We start from the raw sequence: 16,961 nt of genomic DNA on the forward strand, positions 1-16,961 counted from the left end.
CCCGGGCAGCGAACCGGACGGCCCGTCACCCGGAAATGCGGGCCCACAGCCGGGCCAGCAGCCCCGGATCGGGCGATCCGGAGCCGCCGTCGGACCCGGCGAGCGACCAGCCGGCGGCGTCGGCCACCTCGGCGGGCCGGCGGAACTCCCAGCCGGTCGCGTCGGCGATCCGGCGGTCCTCGGGCGTCGTGCCGACGAAGACGTGCCGCGGCGCGTCGCTGGACTCCCGGATGCCCTTCATGTTCAGCCAGATGTCCCGGTCCCCGAGGTCGAAGTCCTGCTGTACGTCGCGCTCGGCGACGAACGCGGCGACCGCATCGGTGTCGTTGGCGACGACGCCGACGTAGCGGCTCCACTCGCGGGCGTCGGCGAAGACGGTCTCGGGGTCCGCGAACTCGCGGATCGCCGCCAGTTCGAAAGCGAGGGTCATCTCGCCCGATCGGTCACCGTCGGCCGGGACGCTCATGCCCGACCGATCGGCGGCCCGACGGAAAACAACCGCGCCCGCCGGTCAGTCGTCGACGACGACCGTCTCCCAGTCGTGGTCCCCGTGGGCGCCCTCTCGCTCCTTGGCGGCCTGCTCGACGCGGATGAACTCCGCGTTCTCGCGGGCCTCGAGGATGGTGTGGCCGCCGCAGTAGGACAGTCCCGAGCGGATGCCGGCGCAGAACTCCTCGGCCACGTCGGCCAGCGGGCCCCTGTACTCGGTGAACCCCTCGACGCCCTCGTCGGCGTCGACCTCGGCGGCGGCGTCCTCCTTGTCCGTGCGTTCCTCGGCGGCGGCGGTCGTCGCCATGCCGCGGGACTTCTTGTAACGCTCGCCGTCGACCTCGACGATTTCGGGCGGCGTCTCCTCGGTGCCGGCGAAGAGGCTGCCCATCATCACCGTGTCGGCGCCGGCCATCAGCGCCTTGACGGCGTCGCCCGACGAGCGGATGCCGCCATCGGCGACGATGGGGATATCCAGGTCGTCCGCGGCGTCGGCGCAGTCGTCGACGGCGGTGAGCTGCGGGACGCCCGCCCCGGCGACGCGGCGGGTCGTGCAGTGGCTCCCGGGGCCGATCCCCACTTTGACGCAGTCGGCGCCGGCGTCGTGGAGGTCGCGGACCCCCTCGGGCGTGGCGACGTTGCCGACGACGAGGTCGGTGTCGGGGAACTCCGCGCGGAGGCGTTCGACCGTGTCGAGACACCGCTCCAGGTGGCCGTGGGCCACGTCGACCATCACGCAGTCGGCGCCGGCGTCGACGACCGCCGCGGCCCGCGCGACGGCGTCCTCCGCGATGCCGACCGCCGCGCCGACCTGCTGGCCCGCGTCGACGACCTGTTCGACCGCCGCGGCCTGCTCGTCGACGGAGAGGAAGCGGTGAATCGTGCCGAACCCGCCGGCCCTGCCGAGCGCGACGGCCGCCTCGGGCCCCGTCACGGTGTCCATCGGGGCCGACAGCAGGGGCGTGTCGAGTTCGATGTCGGGTGTCAGCTGCGTCGAGAGGTCAACGTCGCTCCGGCTGTCGACCGGCGACCGCTGGGGGACCAGCAGTACGTCGCCGTACGAGAGCCCAGTTCGGAGGTCGTCCATACCGCCACAATCGTAACGCGTCCGACCGTATAGCGGTGACGGTCCTGGGTCGGCGTATGCGGTGCCTACTCGCCAGGGAATCGGTGGATTCGCGTCGCCGTCCGCTCCGGTCAGCCCAGCGGCCGGAACCACACCGCGGCGACGAGCGCCGCGAGGAACAGGTACGACCCGCGGATGAGCAGCATCGTCGCGAGTTCCGGCTCGGCGCGGCGAGCGACGAGCGCGACCGCGCCGAAGACGAGCGCCGCGGCGCCCGCGCTGGGCGGGATCGCCCGCAGTCCGAGCGCGAGCGCGACGACCGCGACCATGCCGGTCGCCATGAGCGCGTAGGCGGCCCGGTGGGCGCCCCGCTCGCCCAGCACGACCGCGACCGTCCGCTTGTCGATGGAGCGGTCGTAGTCGAAGTCCTGCGCGTCGTCGATCACCTTGATCCCCGAGAGGAAGAGCAGGAAGACGCCGGCGAGCCCGACGACCGCGGGCGTGAGTCGACCCGCCTGGACCTGGAAGCCCCCGAGGAGCGCGAGCGCGATCCCGGTCGGGTAGCCCATCGTGGCGCCGACGGTGTTGGTATCCAGTTGCGGAGCGTGAAAGTAGCCCAGCGCCCATGTCGGCGCGGTGAGTGCGGCGGCACCGGGCCCGCCGAGCGTCCAGACGGCCGCCAGCGCCGCCAGGAACCCGGCGGTCGACCCGGCGAGCGCGCGCCGGGAGGCCGGCGCCGAGAGGGGGTGGCTGTCGTCCTCGTCACGGATGTGAAAATCGACGTAGCCGTCCTTGACGTGGGCGGTGTAGACCGCGAAGAACAGGGCCGCGACGTGCGCGGCGGCGGCCGCGGGGTCGACGCCGCCGGCGAAGACGCCGCCGAACAGCGACGCCGCCAGCGGCGGCAGCATGAACACCGGGTGTACCTGCGAGAGCAGCGCTCGAACGGTCGGAACGCCCCCACCGGCGTGCGTGGCCTCCCCCATGGAGTCCCGTTCGGCCGGGAGCCACAACCTTCTTTCGCAGGATCAGGTCCGGACGCCCCGACACGGCGGCGACCGACTCGACCGCACGTTTTTCCCGGGCGGACCCCCTCCCTGCGGCCATGACCTGGAAGGATCTCTTCGAGCGCGCCGCCGACCGCGAGGTGACGACCGAGGCGGTGCGAGCGGCGCTCCGCGAGCGCCGGACGGAGTCGGGTGAGAAAGCGTGACCGAGGCGAGTCCCGCCCGGGTGGTCGCGGACGCGGACGTGCTGGCAGCCGACCTCCTCGTGGGGGGTACCGCCCGCGAGGCGCTCGACCACGTCCGCTCGCACTCCTGGATGACGCTCGTCGCGAGTGACCCACTGCTCGACGACGCCGAGGCGGTGGTCGCCGACCTCGCGGACCCGGACCTCGCCGCCGACTGGCGCGAGCGGGCGGAGGCGCTCCGCGAACCGGTCGACCAGCCCGACGGGGATCACCCGGCGCTGGCGTCGGCCCTGCACGGCGGCGCGATGCACGTCCTCAGCTTCGACGCGGACCTGCAGTCGGCGGCCGCCGGCGCGGCGATCCGCGGGCGCGTCGAGGCGAGCGTCAGGTCTCCGCGTGCGTTCGCGGCCGTCTTCGACCCCGAATCGCTGTACGAGGCCGTCGAGGGCGGCGAGTACCCTGGCCCCGACCGGGACCCGCGGGCGTGACCGCCGCGAGCCCCAGCTGCGCCGCGCTCACTCGGGCGTGTCCCGCTCGGCCAGCCAGTCGGCGAACTTCGCCAGGGCGCGCCCGCGGTGGGAAACCGCATTCTTCTCGTCGGGGTCCATCTCCGCGAACGTGCGGTCGTCGTACTCGAAGATGGGGTCGTAGCCGAACCCGCCGTCGCCGCGGGGCGCCACGATCTCGCCCGGGACCACACCGTAGAAGAGTTTGACCGGAAGGTCGTCGTCGCCGTCGCCGTCGTCGGTGCGGACCCGCTCGTCGGTCGTCGCCGCCGCCCGTTCGTCCGCGGCCTGGTCCTGTCCGCGGCGCTCGTCCCTGTCCACCGGCTCGGGCGTCGCTTCGAAGTCCCCGCCGTCGCAGTAGGCGACGACCCCGCGGAAACTGGCGGCCCGATCCGCCTCCTCTTTGGCGAGCCGCCAGACGCGCTCGACGCCGACGGTCTCGTGGACGTACGAGGAGTAGGGGCCGGGGAAGCCGTCGAAGGCGTCGATGAAGAGGCCGGCGTCGTCGACGAACACCGGCTCGCCGGCGTCGACGGCTTCGCCGTCTGCTCGTTGCGTCTCCGACGCAACGGTGTACTCGTAAGCGGCGCGTGCCTTGTGGGCCGCGATGGCGCCGAGGTCGTCGCTCTGGATCTCCGGCGTGTCGAAGTCGAGCTGTTCGACCGGCTCGGTGAGGTACTCCCGGGCCTCGTTGACTTTTCCGGGATTGGTGGTGACGAAGGTGACGGTCATACCGGAGGACTGCACTCGCCGCAGCATAGGCCCGTTGGTTCACGACCGTTGGCGCCCGCTTCCGCACCCACACCGTCTGGCGCTCCCGCAAGGCTTACGTTCGTGTCGGGCGTACGACACTGTGTATGGTCCCCTCGAGTTCCCCGGCGGTGGGGACCGCCGCCGTCGGCGTGGTCGCTCTCGTGGTCGGCGCCCTCGTCAGGTATCGCGGCTGGACGTTCCTCGTCGCCGGCTACGACGAGACGAGTCCGATCCCGGAGGACGTCGTCGCGGAGATGGCGGGGAGTACCGTGCTCCGCGTGGGAGTCGCGACGGTCGCACTCGGCGTCGTCGAGGCCGTGACGACACCCCCGGACTACCTCGGAACCATCTTCGGCCTCGCGGTCGCAGTCGCGGTCGCGCGGCTCGTCTACCGGCTCAACACGTACGCGCCGGGCGCCGCGAACGGCGCGTGAGCCGGCAGACGCGTTGGCGCCGCTCCCGGTGTGTCGGCGTCGCGAGAAGAACCGTCCGCTCAGTCCTCGACGACGACTTCCACGGGCTCCTCGTCCTCGTCGTCGAACTCGGCCTCGCCGGCGCTCTGGCTCTGTTGCCACCAGAGGGCGCCGGCGACGGCGAGGACGACCCACGAGCGCCACGAGGCGAGGTTGAGCGTGTAGCCGACGCCGAACGGCTTCTCGACGAGCATCCCCTCGCCGGGCTGCCAGTACGTCGAGAGCATCCGCTTGAGACTCGGCTGCTCGAAGTTGTACGGGATGCCGAACAGCGACCCCGAAGTGGGCTTGTCGACCATGTGGCAGGATACGGGCGGCCCCGTTAAGTCGTTTTCCACCGCAAGCGACGGGGCGAGGGCAGGTCGCGAGCCGACCGCCGGCCGTTCCTGTCAGCCCGCGCTCGGGTTCCGGCGGCGGGCGTCCACCGGTCGTGTCAGTCGGCGTTCCCGTCCGTTCGACCGTCTCCGAAGTCCGTGCCCCGTGCCCACTTCCAGGCACCGAGGCCGACGCCGGCGACCGCGCCGAGGACACCGAAGCCCGCCCCGTCGCCGGAGGTAGTCTCCGCGGCGTCGCCCGACCCTCCCGTGTCGGGCGTTGACGACGACCCGTCGGTTCCGTCTGTCTCGCCCGGTGGCGTCGCGCTCACGGACTCGCCGCCGCCGGGGTTCCCGACGGCGTAGACGAAACTGTCGCTGCTGCCGACGAAGACCGCGCCCGCGGTGACCGCCGGCGAGGACAGCACGGCCTCGCCCGTCTCGACGCTGAACCGACCCTGGCCGGTCTCGCGGTCGATCGCGTGGAGGTGCCGGTCCTCGCTCCCGACGTAGACGGTGTCGCCGGTGACCGCCGGGGAGCTGAGGACCTGCCCGTCGGTCGCGTACGACCACTCGATGTCGCCGTTGCTCGCGTCCATCGCCCACAGCGTCTCGCCGAAGCTCCCGGCGTAGATGGTGCCGTCGACGACGACCGGCGAGGCGAGCACCGGACCGCCCAGCTGGCGCCCCCAGACGAGCTCGGCCGTGCCGGTGTCGATGGCGTAGACGACCCCCGCGTAGTCGCCGAAGTAGACGACGCCGTCGGTCACGGTCGGCGAGCAGGCGACCCGGCCGCGGGCGTCGTACTCCCGGACCTCGTCGCCGCTCCCGGCGTCGAGCGCCACGACGCTGCCGGTGCGGTCGTCGTTCCAGCGGCCGACGTACACCGTCCCGTCGACGACCGCCGCCGTCGAGTCGACGCGGTCGGCGACCGACGCGCTCCAGACCTCCTCGCCGGCGGTGTCGACCGCGTACATCGTCCCCGCCTGGCTGCCGACGTAGAGGACGCCGTCCCGGTAGGTGGGCGAGGCGAAGACGGCGCCGTCGGCATCGAAGGCCCACTCCCGCTCGCCGCTCGCGGCGTCGACCGCGTGGAGGCGGGCGTCGTGGCTCCCGACGTAGACGGTCCCGTCGACGACCGCCGGCGAGGACATCACCTCCTCCCTGGACTCCGGATCCGTACCGGTCCCGTAGCGCCACTCCTGCTCGCCGCTCGCGGCGTCGACCGCGTAGAGGTGGCCGTCGTTGCTGCCGACGTAGACGGTCCCGTCGACGACCGCCGGCGAGGAGACGACGTTGTCGGTGGGGTCGTCCGGCGGGTCCTCGCCCGCTGTAGCCGTGCCCGGGGCGGCCGCGGTCGCCTGCCCCGGGGCGCCGGTGTCGAACGTCCAGGCGGTCGACCCCTCGGCCGGTCCGAGCGTCTCGGTGTACCCGCTGTTGGTCGGGTCGGCCTGGAACTGCGGCCAGCGGCTCGGTCCCGCCGAGACGGTCGACTGCCGGTCGAGCGCGGCGGCCGGCGCCGACGCGTCGGCGGACGGGTCGCGCCCGGGGCCCGACCGATCGGCGACCGCGTCGCTGTCGGGGACTGTCGATGCGGCGCCGGTGCCGGCGGCCCCGAGCGTCGCCAGGGCCAGCGCGCCGGTGCCGGCGCGCCGGAGGAGGGTCCGTCGTCGCCAGGGCTGGGTGTCGTCCATCGTGTCCGGCCAGCGCGCCGGCCGGAGTAAGTCTTCCGTTAAACAGGCGGCCGTCCGTCAGCCCAGCAGGCTCGTCACCGGCCCGTCGAAGTTGAGGATGATCGACTGGACGCGGTCGCCGAAGACGGCCTTGCCCGTCGGCGAGCGCTTCTGCCCGGTGATGAACACGTGGTCGACGTTGTTGTCGTCGGCCACTTCGAGGATGCGGTCGGCCTCGCTCTCGCCGTCGCCGATCCGCGCGCCGACGATGCGGTAGTCGACGTCGTCGTCGAACAGTTCCCCGGCCGTCTCGCGGGCCTGTTTCTTCGCCGCGTCGATGACCACGCTGTCGTCGTAGGCGGTGTGTTCCTCCTTTGCGACCACGTCGAGCGCCTCGCGGGCCTCCCTGAACTCGTCGGCCGTCATCAGCGAGAGGACGATCAGCTGCGCATCGACGCCCGCGGCGATCTCCCCCGCCTCCTCGAGCAGTTCCGTGTTCTCGTCGTCGTAGACCACAAGCGGTCGGTCCATACTGTTCGTATGTTCGCCGACGACTATTTAAAGTTCATTGGTGTCGGTCAACAGTGACGCCGCCGAAGGGGCCCGCGGCCCGGGGCCTCACTGGTAGCGGCCGCGCCCCTCGATCGCCCGCAAGCGGTCGATGACGGTCTCGCCCCGCTCGCTGGTCGCCCGGTAGGCGTCCTCGGCGGCGGCCTGCAGCCGGTCGGCGTCGTCGGCGGTCCCCGCCAGGCTCTGGGCGAACACGTGCAGGTCCATCGCGTGGTCCTCCTCGTGGCCGGTGTGGTACCCCAGCCCGAAGTCGACGAGGAACACGCGGTCGTCCGGGGCGTCGCCGGCCGCGCAGCCGTCGTCGGCCGACCCGACGCGGACGTTCCGGGTCGTCGGGTCGCCGTGGACGAACCCGGCGTCGTGGATCGTCGCGAGGTGACGGCCCACCGCCCGCGCCCGCTCGGCAGTCAGCCCGGCGTCCAGATCGCGGTCGCCGACTCGCTGGAAGACGATCGTCGACTCGCCGGTGTCCACGTCGAGCACGAGCGGCGTGGGGACGCCACAGCGCCGAGCCTCGCTGGTCAGCCGCGCCTCGATGCGCGTCCGCTCGCGGCGCAGCCGCTCGTCGAGCGCCGGGTGGCGATAGGAGCGGGGCACCCGCCGCTTGACGACGCGGTCGCCCTCGATCGAGACGGTCGCCTCCGCGCCCTGCTGTTCGGCCGCCGCGCCCGCGTCGACCCGCGTCGACGCCGCGGGCGCCGGTTCGGGCTCGCCGGTCCGCCAGGTCACGGGCACCTCGTCGGGGCGGAAGTCCGAGTCGATGCTCGATTCCTCGACGGCGAGCGTGTCGCCCGCGGCGGCCATCTTCGCACCCAGCACCGCGATCATCCCCGCGTTGTCCCGCAGGAACCGGTCCTCCGGGACGTGCAGTTCGGCGCCGCGCTGCTCGCACATCGCCCGGAGCATCCTCTGGAGGCGCTCGTTCTGCCCGACGCCGCCCCCGAGGACGAGCTCGTCGCGGCCGGTCAGCGACAGCGCCCGCTCGCTGACCTCCGTCAGCATCGCGAAGACGGTCTCCTCCAGGCCGCGGCACACGTCCTCGACCGGGGTCCCGTCGTCGTACTCGTCTTTCGCCGCGCTCATGATCCCCGAGAACGAGAAGTCCATGCCCTTGACGACGTAGGGCAGGTCGACGTACTCGCCCTCCTTCGCGTGGCTCTCGACCTTCGGGCCGCCGGGGTGGGACCAGCCGACGTGGCGGGTGAACTTGTCCAGGGCGTTGCCGACGCCGGTGTCCATCGTCTCGCCGAGCACGCGGTAGCGGCCGTTGCGGTAGGCGAGGACGTGCGCGTTCGCACCGCTGGCGTTCAGGCAGACCGGTGCCTCGAAGCCCGAGTAGTGGCGGCCGATCTCGAGGTGGGCGACCATGTGGTTCACTCCCACGAGCGGCACGTCGAACCGCTGGGCGACGGCGCGGGCCGCCGTCCCGACGATCCGCAGGCAGGGCCCCAGGCCGGGACCGCGGGAGAAGGCGACGGCGTCGATGGGGGGTTCGTCGGGGCCGCGGCCCTCCTCGGTCGCCGCCTGCTCGCGGGCCTCGGTGAGCGCCGTCTCGACGACGCTCGGGACGGCCTCGCTCATGTGCTCGGCGGCTTCCCGGGGGTGGATGCCGCCGCTGTCGGGCTGGTAGGGGTCGCTCTCGATGAATACGTCGTCGGCGTCGACCTCGTAGACGGCGGCGCTGGCCGCCCAGGCGGTCCCCTCGATACCGAGGACTCGCCGTACGTCGCCGGATGCGTCCGCTGCGGATGTGGGCGGGGCCATTCGCTTGCTACGCCGTCGGCCGCCCAGCGAAAAGACGACTTCGGTCCGCGGCGGCCTCGCCGGTCGCCGTTTCGGTCAGTTGATGTTCACTTCCGCGGCGCCCATCCGGTCGTCGAGCAGTTCGAGAGATTCGTCGTCGATGTCGTCCGGTTGGTCCGCTTCGGCCGCGTCCATCAGGGCCTCGACCACGTCTCGGATCTCGTCGAGTTCCTCGGCGAGCTGTGTCGCGGCGAGTGAGGCGAACATCCCGTCGCCCATCGCCCCGCCCAGGATGGTGTCACACTCCGGACACACCAGCATCGTCTCCTCCGCCATGGCGGTTTCCAGCGCGTTCAGTTCCTCGCCAGAGACCTCCTCCCTGCAGTGCGGGCACTTCGCGGAATCGACCAGGTTCACCTCTGTCATGTCTTCGAATGTATGAGAATCGGTTGTTAAATCCACCGCTCGTCGCGCCCGGCGCCCCCGCGGGGGTTCGCCACACAGCGAAACCGGGTCGGGGACGGACCGACGCGACCACACCGTCACCGGGGCGAACGTCCGGACCGCCGAACCACCGGCTACGAGACGGCGAAAACGGCGGAAAAGGCGGGCCTTACTCCCACTCGGTGTAGCCGCACTTGCCGCAGTGCTGGCGGTCGCCGTGGTCGGCGAGGAAGGTGTCGCCACAGCGGGGGCACTGCTCGCGGTCGGTGCTGCCGTCCTCGTCGTAGAACTCGTGGCGGGGCATCTACGCTTCCTCCGCCTGCTCGCCCTCGCCGTCCTCGGCGACGATCTTGTTGCGTTCGAGCATGTGGTCCTGCTCGACGTCGCGGGCGTACTCCGCGTCGTCGTAGACCTTCGCGTAGCCGACGGTCTTGCGCATGCCGAACTTGGTGTCCAGCTCGTGGACGACGACCTCCTCGGCGTCCTTGTTGAGCTTGGCCGCGAGCGAGTCCCGGACCGAGAGCCGCGAGGGCGTCGCCTCCTCGTGGGTCACCTCGAAGCGCACGTCCGTCCGATGCAACATCGGGTTCTCGTCTTCCTCGATGATGTCGATGTCCATGGTTCGTTGCCCAATACTCCCCCCGAAGCGCGTAAAAGGATTTCGAACCCGCCAACAGGAGTCGACCGACCTGCCGGCGAGCGCGGCGCGACCGCCCGCCGCCGAACCGACACTCGCTTATCACGTCCGTGAGACGGTCCGTCGTGGCCGACCGACGGCGCTCACGACTGGCACTGGGGCTGCTGGCGGCGCTGGTCGCCGCGCTCGGCGCGTACGACACCCTCGTCCTCGGCGGGGTCACCGTCGCCGGCGGCTGGACGGCGGTCGCCGCCTACAGCACCGCTGCGGTCCTGCTGCTCGTCTCGTACGCCTCCTCACGGGCTCGGGCGTTCTGCCGCCGAGCCGTCCGGACGCGCCCGGTCCGGGCGGGGCTGGCGCTCGTCGGACTGGGGTCGCTCGCGCTCGCGGTGTGGCTGGTCGCCGACTTCGCTCGCGCGCCGCCGGGCGAGTCCGAGGCCGCCCTCGCGGTCGGGTTCTGGGTTCTGGTACTCGGCGGCTCCGGCGTGAGCGTCCTCCGGAGCGTCTCCCGCGGGCGCGAGCGTCCGCGTTCGTGAACGGGTCGCTCGACGAACGCGCGGATAGCCCGGCGAGAACGTGCCCGAGATCGGGACCGGGAGAGCGGGACCGGCGGGTTCCTACGTGCGCATCTCGCCGAGTTCGGCCAGCAGGTGCGAGACGTGGATGCGGTCGCTGGTCCCCTCGTGGAGGTCCACATCGATCTCGCCAGCGAGTTCGTGGACCCGCGCGAGGTCGGCGCCGGAGTACCGCGAGCGTGCGACCGCGAGCACGTCCTCCAGCACCTCCTCGCCGCTGTGGCCCTCGTCGACGAGCAGGTCGTCCAGCGTCGACCGGGCGTCGGTGAACTCGCCGGCCTCGGCGGCTGTGACCATCTCCTGGACGCGCTCGTCGGCGCCCAAAGAGCCCAGCACCTCGTAGGCGGTGTTCATGGTGATCTCGCCCTCCTGCTCGTAGGTGGTCTGGGCGGCCAGGATCGCCTCCCGGAGGTCGCCGTCGGCGTAGCCCGCCACGTACTCGATGCCCTCGTCGTCGTGGTCGGCGCTCTCCGCCTCGACGATGTCCTCCAGCACCGCCACCGTCTCGTCGTGGGTCGGCTTGCGGACGGCGACGGGGAAACACCGCGAGCGGATCGGCGGGATCAGCGCCGAGGGCTGGCGGGTCGCGATGACGAACTGCGTCGCCTCGTAGTACTGCTCCATCACCCGCCGGAGCGCCTGCTGGAAGTCCTCGCGGACGCCCTCGGCGTTGTCCAGCAGGACCGTCTTGTAGCTGCCCGAGACCGGCTGGTAGCTCGCCGACTCCTTGAGGACGTGGTTGATGAGGTCGGCCTTCGAGGACTCCCGGCGGCGCTTGCTGTCGATGAACCGCGAGAAGCGGTCGTCCTCGCTGACCTCCTTCTTGGTCATGTCGAAGAAGTCGGCGACGTTGATCTCCACGAGGTCCGCCTCGGGGTTGTCGTGGAGTTCGTCGGCCAGCGCGCGCACTGCGGCGGTCTTGCCGGCCCCTTTCGGCCCGTGGACGAGCAGGTTCATCGGTTCGGAGACGACGCTCTCCAGGTGCTCGCGGACCTCCGCCTGGGGGAGGTCGGCCAGCGCCGGCGCGTGCGTCTCGGTCCACAGCGGCCCCTCGACCGCGGCCGCCCCGTCGTCGCCGTCGTCGTCGGCCATCGCCCGCCGGTAGGTCGCCCCGGCGTATGAATCCACCTCTCTCGGTCCGGCACCGAACGGCACTCACGATTGCGACCGCTACTTGGGGCCGAAACGACGGTGCTGCGTCGGCGGGCGTACTCACCTCTGACAGATACGGTACTGTTTTTTGAACGCCGACACGGCCAGGAACGCTACGCACCGCTGCTGTCCGCGAGGATCAGACACCCCATCGCGAGATCGGGAGCAACGAGACCCACTCGAAATTCCGAAAATCGGTATCCCAAGTCGCGACGTATCGGATACCTTCTTCCATCATGACTTGATAGTCGATGAATTCACCGAAGTTTGGGTCTTTGTCCCGGAGATACTCGAAGTGGCCCGCAGCAGCATCGAACCGATCACGAGAGGTCTGTGCGATCTCGAAGATGTCGTTGGTTCGAACTTCACGAAGGCACTCGCCGGCGCCCGCCTCGGTGCCCTCTCTGTGCAACGAGATCACGACTTCCGTCAGGGTCTCGTTCGAGACGACCAGCTTTCGGAACGCGATCTCTTTGGCCTCGATCTGTCTGATCAGTTCGTCGACGTACTGCTTTTTCAGTTGGAGAACGCCATCTCCATCCGGGTCGATGTATCTCGCCTTCAGGAAGTCACGAGTGACGTAGAGAGACCTGTCGGGCGGGCTCCCGTAAGATTGTCTGTAGTGTTCCGCAGTCGGTTGCGGCAACGTCGACAGGTCCATCAGCCTTCAGCAGCCTGTTCACCGCTCAACTCGTCCATATCGAGGGAGAGCACGTTCTCAAGACCGGACTCCTCGGGGTTGATCCGGGGGAGACGCTCGGTACGCGTCTCTAACCGAATGCCGAATTCGTCCGTCCGGCTACGCAACTTCTCGAGTTCGTCGAAGAACCTAGTTCTGGTTAGTTTGAGCTGTTTCACCCGGGAGCTCCTCGTATCATCCAACTGTTCCTGGGACGGTGCCTCGACCGTGTAGTACCCCATCCGAGCGGCGATCGGTTCCCAGATCGCGTGGTAGTAGAAGCGCCCCAGGTGACTGATCAGAATCTTGTGGTTGGACCGCGACTCGTGGTCGGAATCGAGATCCGCACTGATCTCCGAGAGGATCTGCCCGGCAATCCGGTCGAACTCGGTGACGTAGGGGCCGAGACTCTGGAAAAGGATGTACCGCGTCATCGCGGTTTTCATCCTCATCGTAGCATCCGAGATGTCGTCCGCGACCGTAGCGGGATCCGAGTCGGGGAGGCTCTCGCGGGAGTGGTCCGGGTCGTAGTACTGCTGTAGATGCCGCAGACGGAGATAGATCTCCAGATTCGTCCGGTAAACCTCACTGAACGGGATGTCTTTCGCCCGATAGTACGTTTCGAGCCACTCGAACGGGTCCTGTTCGAGGATTTCCGGGAGAGTCTCGCCGGTGGGGAACGAATTCGATAGTTCCTCGGTGTAGAACCGATACACCTCCTCCTCGGTGGGAAATGGTCCTTCGTCGTAGCCCGCATTCGTCACGATCGCGACATCGTCTCCGGTCTCCGAGAGCCGCGGGAGCATATCCCCGTCCAGATACCACTGGATCGTAACTCGGTCTTCGAGTCCGAAATGGCGGACCCCGGCCAGAACGAGTTTCTGTGTCCGAATCGGATCCAATTCGGTACTCGACGAGTCGTCGGTGTCGTCCGCTGCACGCGTGAGGGTACGGCGAAAAAGCTTCAGGACCCCAAGCTCGATATCCATATTGCCGTCTGTGGGGTCGCTCATGGCCGGAGATACGCGTGGCAACACACAAAAATTCCCCGACTGATACAGCGTGTGAGGCAGGTCAAACGTACCAGCACTTGGGCCATCCGGAATCCGGGCGAACGCCTCGAGTCGGGCGACGGGAACGAACTATTAGTCGGTTCGAAACCGTCCATCACCCGCTGTAGTCGGCGCCTGCCAGTAGGTCGCTCGGACGTATGAATCCACCTCTCTCGGCCGGCCACGGGGATCGGCCCCGGACGGTCGCGGTATCGGAACTACCGCCCGGAGTGGGGGTCGAACAGTTCGTCGAACACCTTCCGCTGGGCCGCGCGGAGGTGCTGGTGGTATGTCGGCCGGGAGATGTCCATCGACTCGGCGAGGTCGTCGCCGTCCACGTCGCGGGGCCACTCGAAGAAGCCGCCGAGGTAGGCCGTGCGGATGGCCGTCTCCTGGCGGTCGGTGAACCGGTCCGTGACGGCCTCGCGGAACTCCTGGCGGGTCCTGACGGGCCGCTCGTGTTCGTGGTAGCCCACCAGGTCGGTGCCGTGGTAGCGGTCCGAGACGAGTTCGAACAGCTCCCGCGCCTCCGCCTCGTAGGGGAGTTCGATGGTGTAGCGGACGATGCCGTCCTCGGCGACGACCGACCGGGTGACCGCGCCGTGGTCGGCCAGCAACTCGACCAGCGAGTCGTCGACGACCGCCTCGAACAGCACCTCGCCGTCGTGGTCGGCGATGACGCTCGACGCCGCGACCCCGTCGTCGCCGGCGAGCACTGACTCGATCTCGTCGGCGTCGGCACCGCTGGCGGCGACGTACAGCCGGAGGCTCCCGTCCGACTCGTGGACCGACCCCGTCAGCTCGTAGGTCGCGTCCGTCCCCGCGGAGAGGCGGTTGAACAGCAGGTCGTCGTCCCGGACGGTGAACTCCAGCTCGACGACCCGGTCCGTCGAGAGGATGCGGCCGCTCTCGATGGCGTTGACGGCGTTGGCGACGGCCCGCCCGAGCGCGTCGAGGACGACCTGTTCGCGGTCGGCGAAGGCGTCGGGCGCCGAGGCGTAGACGCAGAGGACGCCGTAGCTGGCGTCCTTGTAGGTGAGCGGGACGGCGATCATCGAGCCGAGGCCGGCCTCGCGCGCGGCGGCGTGGACGCTCCCCCCGGGGGCGTCGGCCAGGTCGTCGACGATGTGGATGGCCTCGTCGTCGAGCGCGAGCGCGGCGGGGTCGGCGGCGTCCCGGGCGGCCGACCGGTCCAGCGACAGGTCCGCGACGGCGTCGGCGAGTTCGGGCACGTCGCCGCCCCAGGCGGTGGCCTCGATGCGCTCGGCCGCGAGGTCCGGCCGGCCGATCCAGGCGAAGGCGTAGGGGTCGGTGGCGACCAGCTGCTCGACGACGCCGCGCTCGAGTTCCTCGCGCGTGCCCGCCTGAACGAGCACCTCGACGGTGTTCTCGATGAGGCCGTTGATCCGGTCGACGAGCGTGTCGACCCGCTCGCGTGCCTCGCGGACCTCCTGTTCGCGCTTGGCGCGGTTGGCCGCGGCGGCGGCGCTGGTCGCCAGCAACTGGGCGGCCTGGCGGTCCGTGTTCGAGAAGGCGTCGGCCGACTCGGCGCCGATGCTGATGGTGCCGTGGACGCCCATCGGGACGTGCAGCGCCGAGCGGACGATGTCGTGGGGGAGGCCGTCGTCGAGGGTCGCGGTGTCCTCCACGACGACCATCTCGCCGTCGACGAACGCCCGGCCGGGGCCGCCCTCGTCGACGTCGTAGGCCGGGGTCCGGACGCCGCGTTCGGCGACGGCGTCGGTCGTCCCGACGGGTTCGAGCCGGTCGGTCTCTCGGTCGAACAGGCGGACGGTGTTCAGCTCGAAGCCGAGCACGTCCGCCACCGCCTGGGCGGCCATCTCGGCGACCTCCTCGCGGTCCCGGGCCTGCATGAGCGACCGCGAGGAGGTCACCAGTTCCGAGAGCATCTCGCGGTGGGCCTTCTGCTCGGTCACGTCGCGGACGACGCCGACGACGCCCCTGACGGAGTCCCCGTCGGTCAGCGCCGTCAGGCTGTCCTCGCAGGGAACCGGCGGGCCGCGCTTGCGCTGGACGGCCGACTCGACGGTCCGCTCGGTCGCCTCGCCGGCCAGCAGCGCCTCGACTGCCGCCGCGGTCGCGTCGTCGCCCCTGACGACCGAGACGTGCTCGCCGACGAGTTCGTCCGCGTCGTATCCGGATATACGGCACATCGCGGGGTTGACGAACGTGAACCGCCCCTCCTCGTCGAGCTCGTAGACGCCGTCGTCGACCGAGCGGACGATGGTCTCGTAGCGGCCCAGCTCCCGCTCGCGCTCGCGGCGCTCGATCTCGTAGCTGACCCACTCGACGAGCAGCTCGATGAACGTCTCCTCGGCGTCGGTAAAGGGCGCCTCGCGGGCGTCGGCAGCGCCGAAACAGAGCGTCCCGTAGACGTCGCCGTCGACCAGCAGCTTCCCCCCGAGGTAACACTCCATCCCGTGGCGCTCGTAGGCGGGGTCACCGTCCCACCCCTCGGCGCCGGCGTGTTCGAGCGCGAGCAGTCCGTCGGTCTCGACGGTTCGCCGGCAGTAGCTCTCCGCGACGGGCTGGCGGGTGCCGGGCTCGACCGCGTCCCCGTGGGAGGCCACGACGGTCTGGGTGTCGCCGTCGATCCGGGTCAGGTACCCCAGCGGCAGGTCGAGCCGGTCGCAGCCGACCGCCAGCGCCCGCTCCAGCTTCTCGTCGACGGACAGGTCCCGCGAGGAGGCCAGCCGCTGGAGGTCCCGCAGCGCCTGCTCGTTGCGTTCGAGCTCCGCCTCGGTCCGCTTGCGGTCGGTCACGTCCCGGACGTACACCGACAGCCCGTCGGCGGCGGGGTAGACCGACACCGCCAGCCAGCTGTCCTCCGGGTCGTAGCGGGTCTCGAACGTGCGGACCTCCTGGCTCGCCAGCGCCTCGCGGTACTCCCGCTCGAAGACGGTCCCCTCCAGGTCGGGGAACGCCTCCCAGACGACCTCGCCGCGGACCGCGTCGGCGGGTTCGCCCAGCGCCTCGGCGGCCGGCTCGTTGAGGTAGGTGATCCGCCAGTCGTCGTCCAGTCCCAGCACCGCGGCGTCGACGCGTTCGAGGACCCGCTCGGCGCTCGCCGCCGGCGGCGTCGCCGCCTCGATCCCCCCGCGCTCGCCGCCCCCGTCGGTCGCCGCCCGGTCCGCGGACGCGCCGTCGGTTTCCCCTGCCCCGTCCGTCTCCCCCGCCAGCAGTCGCTCGACGCGCCGGGCCAGCACCGCCGCCTGCCCCTCGCCGGCACGCACGACATCGGCCACGCCGGCGTCGAAGGCCGCCGCCGGGTCGAGGCTCCCGTCGTCACCGTCGTCGACCAGCACGACCGGAATCCCGCCCGGACCGCCCGCACACTCCACGAGCGTCCCCAGGTCGTCGGCCGTCGCCGACCCGACCCAGACGACGCAGTCGGCGCCGCCCGGGTCGACCTCTACGGGGTTCGCCGCCCCCGTCGTTTCGACGGCCAGCCCGTCGACCGCCGCGAGGTCGTCGGCGACCGCCCGGCCCTCGGCCGGCCCACCGGCTACCAGGACCTCGTCACGCTCAGCCATTGGCGCCGTCTTTCGCTCGGAACGGCTTAAACCCAAGTATCCGGTAACCGACCGGGGTGATTCCGACGGACTGCGTGGCACCGATGAGA

The 16,961-nt window shown here is 70.6% G+C and carries 18 protein-coding genes; 3 read left to right on the top strand and 15 right to left on the bottom strand.

Annotation, left to right across the window (positions count from 1 at the left end; translation table 11 throughout):
• Positions 1–25 precede the first annotated feature (25 nt).
• The 3 genes from ACMGFG_RS16360 to ACMGFG_RS16370 all read right to left on the bottom strand — a co-directional run bounded on the left by ACMGFG_RS16360 (position 26) and on the right by ACMGFG_RS16370 (position 2,541).
• Positions 26–466 (bottom strand): DUF7124 domain-containing protein, encoded by a 441-nt coding sequence (locus tag ACMGFG_RS16360; protein WP_436931391.1) that lies wholly within the window; start codon positions 464–466, stop codon positions 26–28.
• A gap of 45 nt (positions 467–511) precedes the next feature.
• Positions 512–1,576 (bottom strand): guanosine monophosphate reductase, encoded by a 1,065-nt coding sequence (locus ACMGFG_RS16365; RefSeq protein WP_436931392.1) that lies wholly within the window; start codon positions 1,574–1,576, stop codon positions 512–514.
• 110 nt (positions 1,577–1,686) lie between these two features.
• Positions 1,687–2,541: a UbiA family prenyltransferase gene (locus ACMGFG_RS16370; protein ID WP_436931393.1), complete on the bottom strand. Its 855-nt coding sequence runs from the start codon at positions 2,539–2,541 to the stop codon at positions 1,687–1,689.
• A gap of 223 nt (positions 2,542–2,764) precedes the next feature.
• Here ACMGFG_RS16370 and ACMGFG_RS16375 point away from each other — a divergent pair, with 223 nt between their 5' ends.
• Positions 2,765–3,235 carry a DUF7384 family protein gene (locus ACMGFG_RS16375; protein WP_436931394.1) on the top strand — a complete coding sequence of 157 codons (471 nt, stop codon included), beginning with the start codon at positions 2,765–2,767 and terminating at the stop codon, positions 3,233–3,235.
• 27 nt (positions 3,236–3,262) lie between these two features.
• On the opposite strand, the gene ACMGFG_RS16380 is transcribed toward ACMGFG_RS16375, so the two are convergent.
• Positions 3,263–3,985 (bottom strand): non-canonical purine NTP pyrophosphatase, encoded by a 723-nt coding sequence (locus tag ACMGFG_RS16380; RefSeq protein ID WP_436931395.1) that lies wholly within the window; start codon positions 3,983–3,985, stop codon positions 3,263–3,265.
• A 125-nt stretch (positions 3,986–4,110) separates the two neighbouring features.
• Between ACMGFG_RS16380 and ACMGFG_RS16385 the strand changes: the two genes are divergently transcribed.
• Complete coding sequence (locus ACMGFG_RS16385; RefSeq protein ID WP_436931396.1) at positions 4,111–4,440, top strand: hypothetical protein; 330 nt, start codon at positions 4,111–4,113, stop codon at positions 4,438–4,440.
• Positions 4,441–4,499: 59 nt separating this feature from the next.
• Here ACMGFG_RS16385 and ACMGFG_RS16390 read toward each other — a convergent pair whose 3' ends face one another.
• The 7 genes from ACMGFG_RS16390 to ACMGFG_RS16420 form a co-directional block, all read right to left on the bottom strand.
• Positions 4,500–4,778 carry a DUF5808 domain-containing protein gene (locus ACMGFG_RS16390; RefSeq protein ID WP_436931397.1) on the bottom strand — a complete coding sequence of 93 codons (279 nt, stop codon included), beginning with the start codon at positions 4,776–4,778 and terminating at the stop codon, positions 4,500–4,502.
• A gap of 134 nt (positions 4,779–4,912) precedes the next feature.
• A complete protein-coding gene (locus tag ACMGFG_RS16395) occupies positions 4,913–6,487 on the bottom strand; it encodes an outer membrane protein assembly factor BamB family protein (RefSeq protein WP_436931398.1) in 1,575 nt (524 codons plus the stop codon).
• 57 nt (positions 6,488–6,544) lie between these two features.
• Positions 6,545–6,997: a universal stress protein gene (locus ACMGFG_RS16400; protein ID WP_436931399.1), complete on the bottom strand. Its 453-nt coding sequence runs from the start codon at positions 6,995–6,997 to the stop codon at positions 6,545–6,547.
• Between the two features lie 87 nt (positions 6,998–7,084).
• Entirely contained in the window at positions 7,085–8,800 is a 1,716-nt protein-coding gene (locus ACMGFG_RS16405; protein WP_436931400.1) for a bifunctional N(6)-L-threonylcarbamoyladenine synthase/serine/threonine protein kinase, read from the bottom strand.
• 75 nt (positions 8,801–8,875) lie between these two features.
• Positions 8,876–9,205 carry a hypothetical protein gene (locus tag ACMGFG_RS16410; RefSeq protein WP_436931401.1) on the bottom strand — a complete coding sequence of 110 codons (330 nt, stop codon included), beginning with the start codon at positions 9,203–9,205 and terminating at the stop codon, positions 8,876–8,878.
• 187 nt (positions 9,206–9,392) lie between these two features.
• A complete protein-coding gene (locus ACMGFG_RS16415) occupies positions 9,393–9,527 on the bottom strand; it encodes a 30S ribosomal protein S27ae (RefSeq protein WP_135365666.1) in 135 nt (44 codons plus the stop codon).
• The gene (locus ACMGFG_RS16420; RefSeq protein WP_436931402.1) at positions 9,528–9,842 is read right to left on the bottom strand and encodes a 30S ribosomal protein S24e; all 315 of its coding nucleotides are present in this window, start codon (positions 9,840–9,842) and stop codon (positions 9,528–9,530) included. It abuts the gene before it with no gap.
• 143 nt (positions 9,843–9,985) lie between these two features.
• On the opposite strand from ACMGFG_RS16420, the gene ACMGFG_RS16425 reads away from it, so the two are divergent.
• Positions 9,986–10,396: a hypothetical protein gene (locus tag ACMGFG_RS16425; RefSeq protein ID WP_436931403.1), complete on the top strand. Its 411-nt coding sequence runs from the start codon at positions 9,986–9,988 to the stop codon at positions 10,394–10,396.
• A gap of 81 nt (positions 10,397–10,477) precedes the next feature.
• Here ACMGFG_RS16425 and ACMGFG_RS16430 read toward each other — a convergent pair whose 3' ends face one another.
• From ACMGFG_RS16430 to ACMGFG_RS16445, 4 genes are all read right to left on the bottom strand, one after another.
• A complete protein-coding gene (locus ACMGFG_RS16430) occupies positions 10,478–11,527 on the bottom strand; it encodes an AAA family ATPase (protein WP_436931443.1) in 1,050 nt (349 codons plus the stop codon).
• Between the two features lie 199 nt (positions 11,528–11,726).
• Positions 11,727–12,248 (bottom strand): hypothetical protein, encoded by a 522-nt coding sequence (locus ACMGFG_RS16435; RefSeq protein ID WP_436931404.1) that lies wholly within the window; start codon positions 12,246–12,248, stop codon positions 11,727–11,729.
• A complete protein-coding gene (locus ACMGFG_RS16440) occupies positions 12,248–13,279 on the bottom strand; it encodes a DUF8098 family protein (protein WP_436931405.1) in 1,032 nt (343 codons plus the stop codon). The genes ACMGFG_RS16435 and ACMGFG_RS16440 overlap by 1 nt, the downstream gene beginning before the upstream one ends.
• Positions 13,280–13,536: 257 nt before the next feature.
• Positions 13,537–16,872 (bottom strand): bacterio-opsin activator domain-containing protein, encoded by a 3,336-nt coding sequence (locus tag ACMGFG_RS16445; RefSeq protein ID WP_436931406.1) that lies wholly within the window; start codon positions 16,870–16,872, stop codon positions 13,537–13,539.
• Positions 16,873–16,961 lie beyond the last annotated feature (89 nt).

Origin of the sequence: Halosimplex halobium, from assembly GCF_051414055.1 — an archaeon.
Taxonomy (GTDB): Archaea; Halobacteriota; Halobacteria; order Halobacteriales; family Haloarculaceae; genus Halosimplex; species Halosimplex halobium.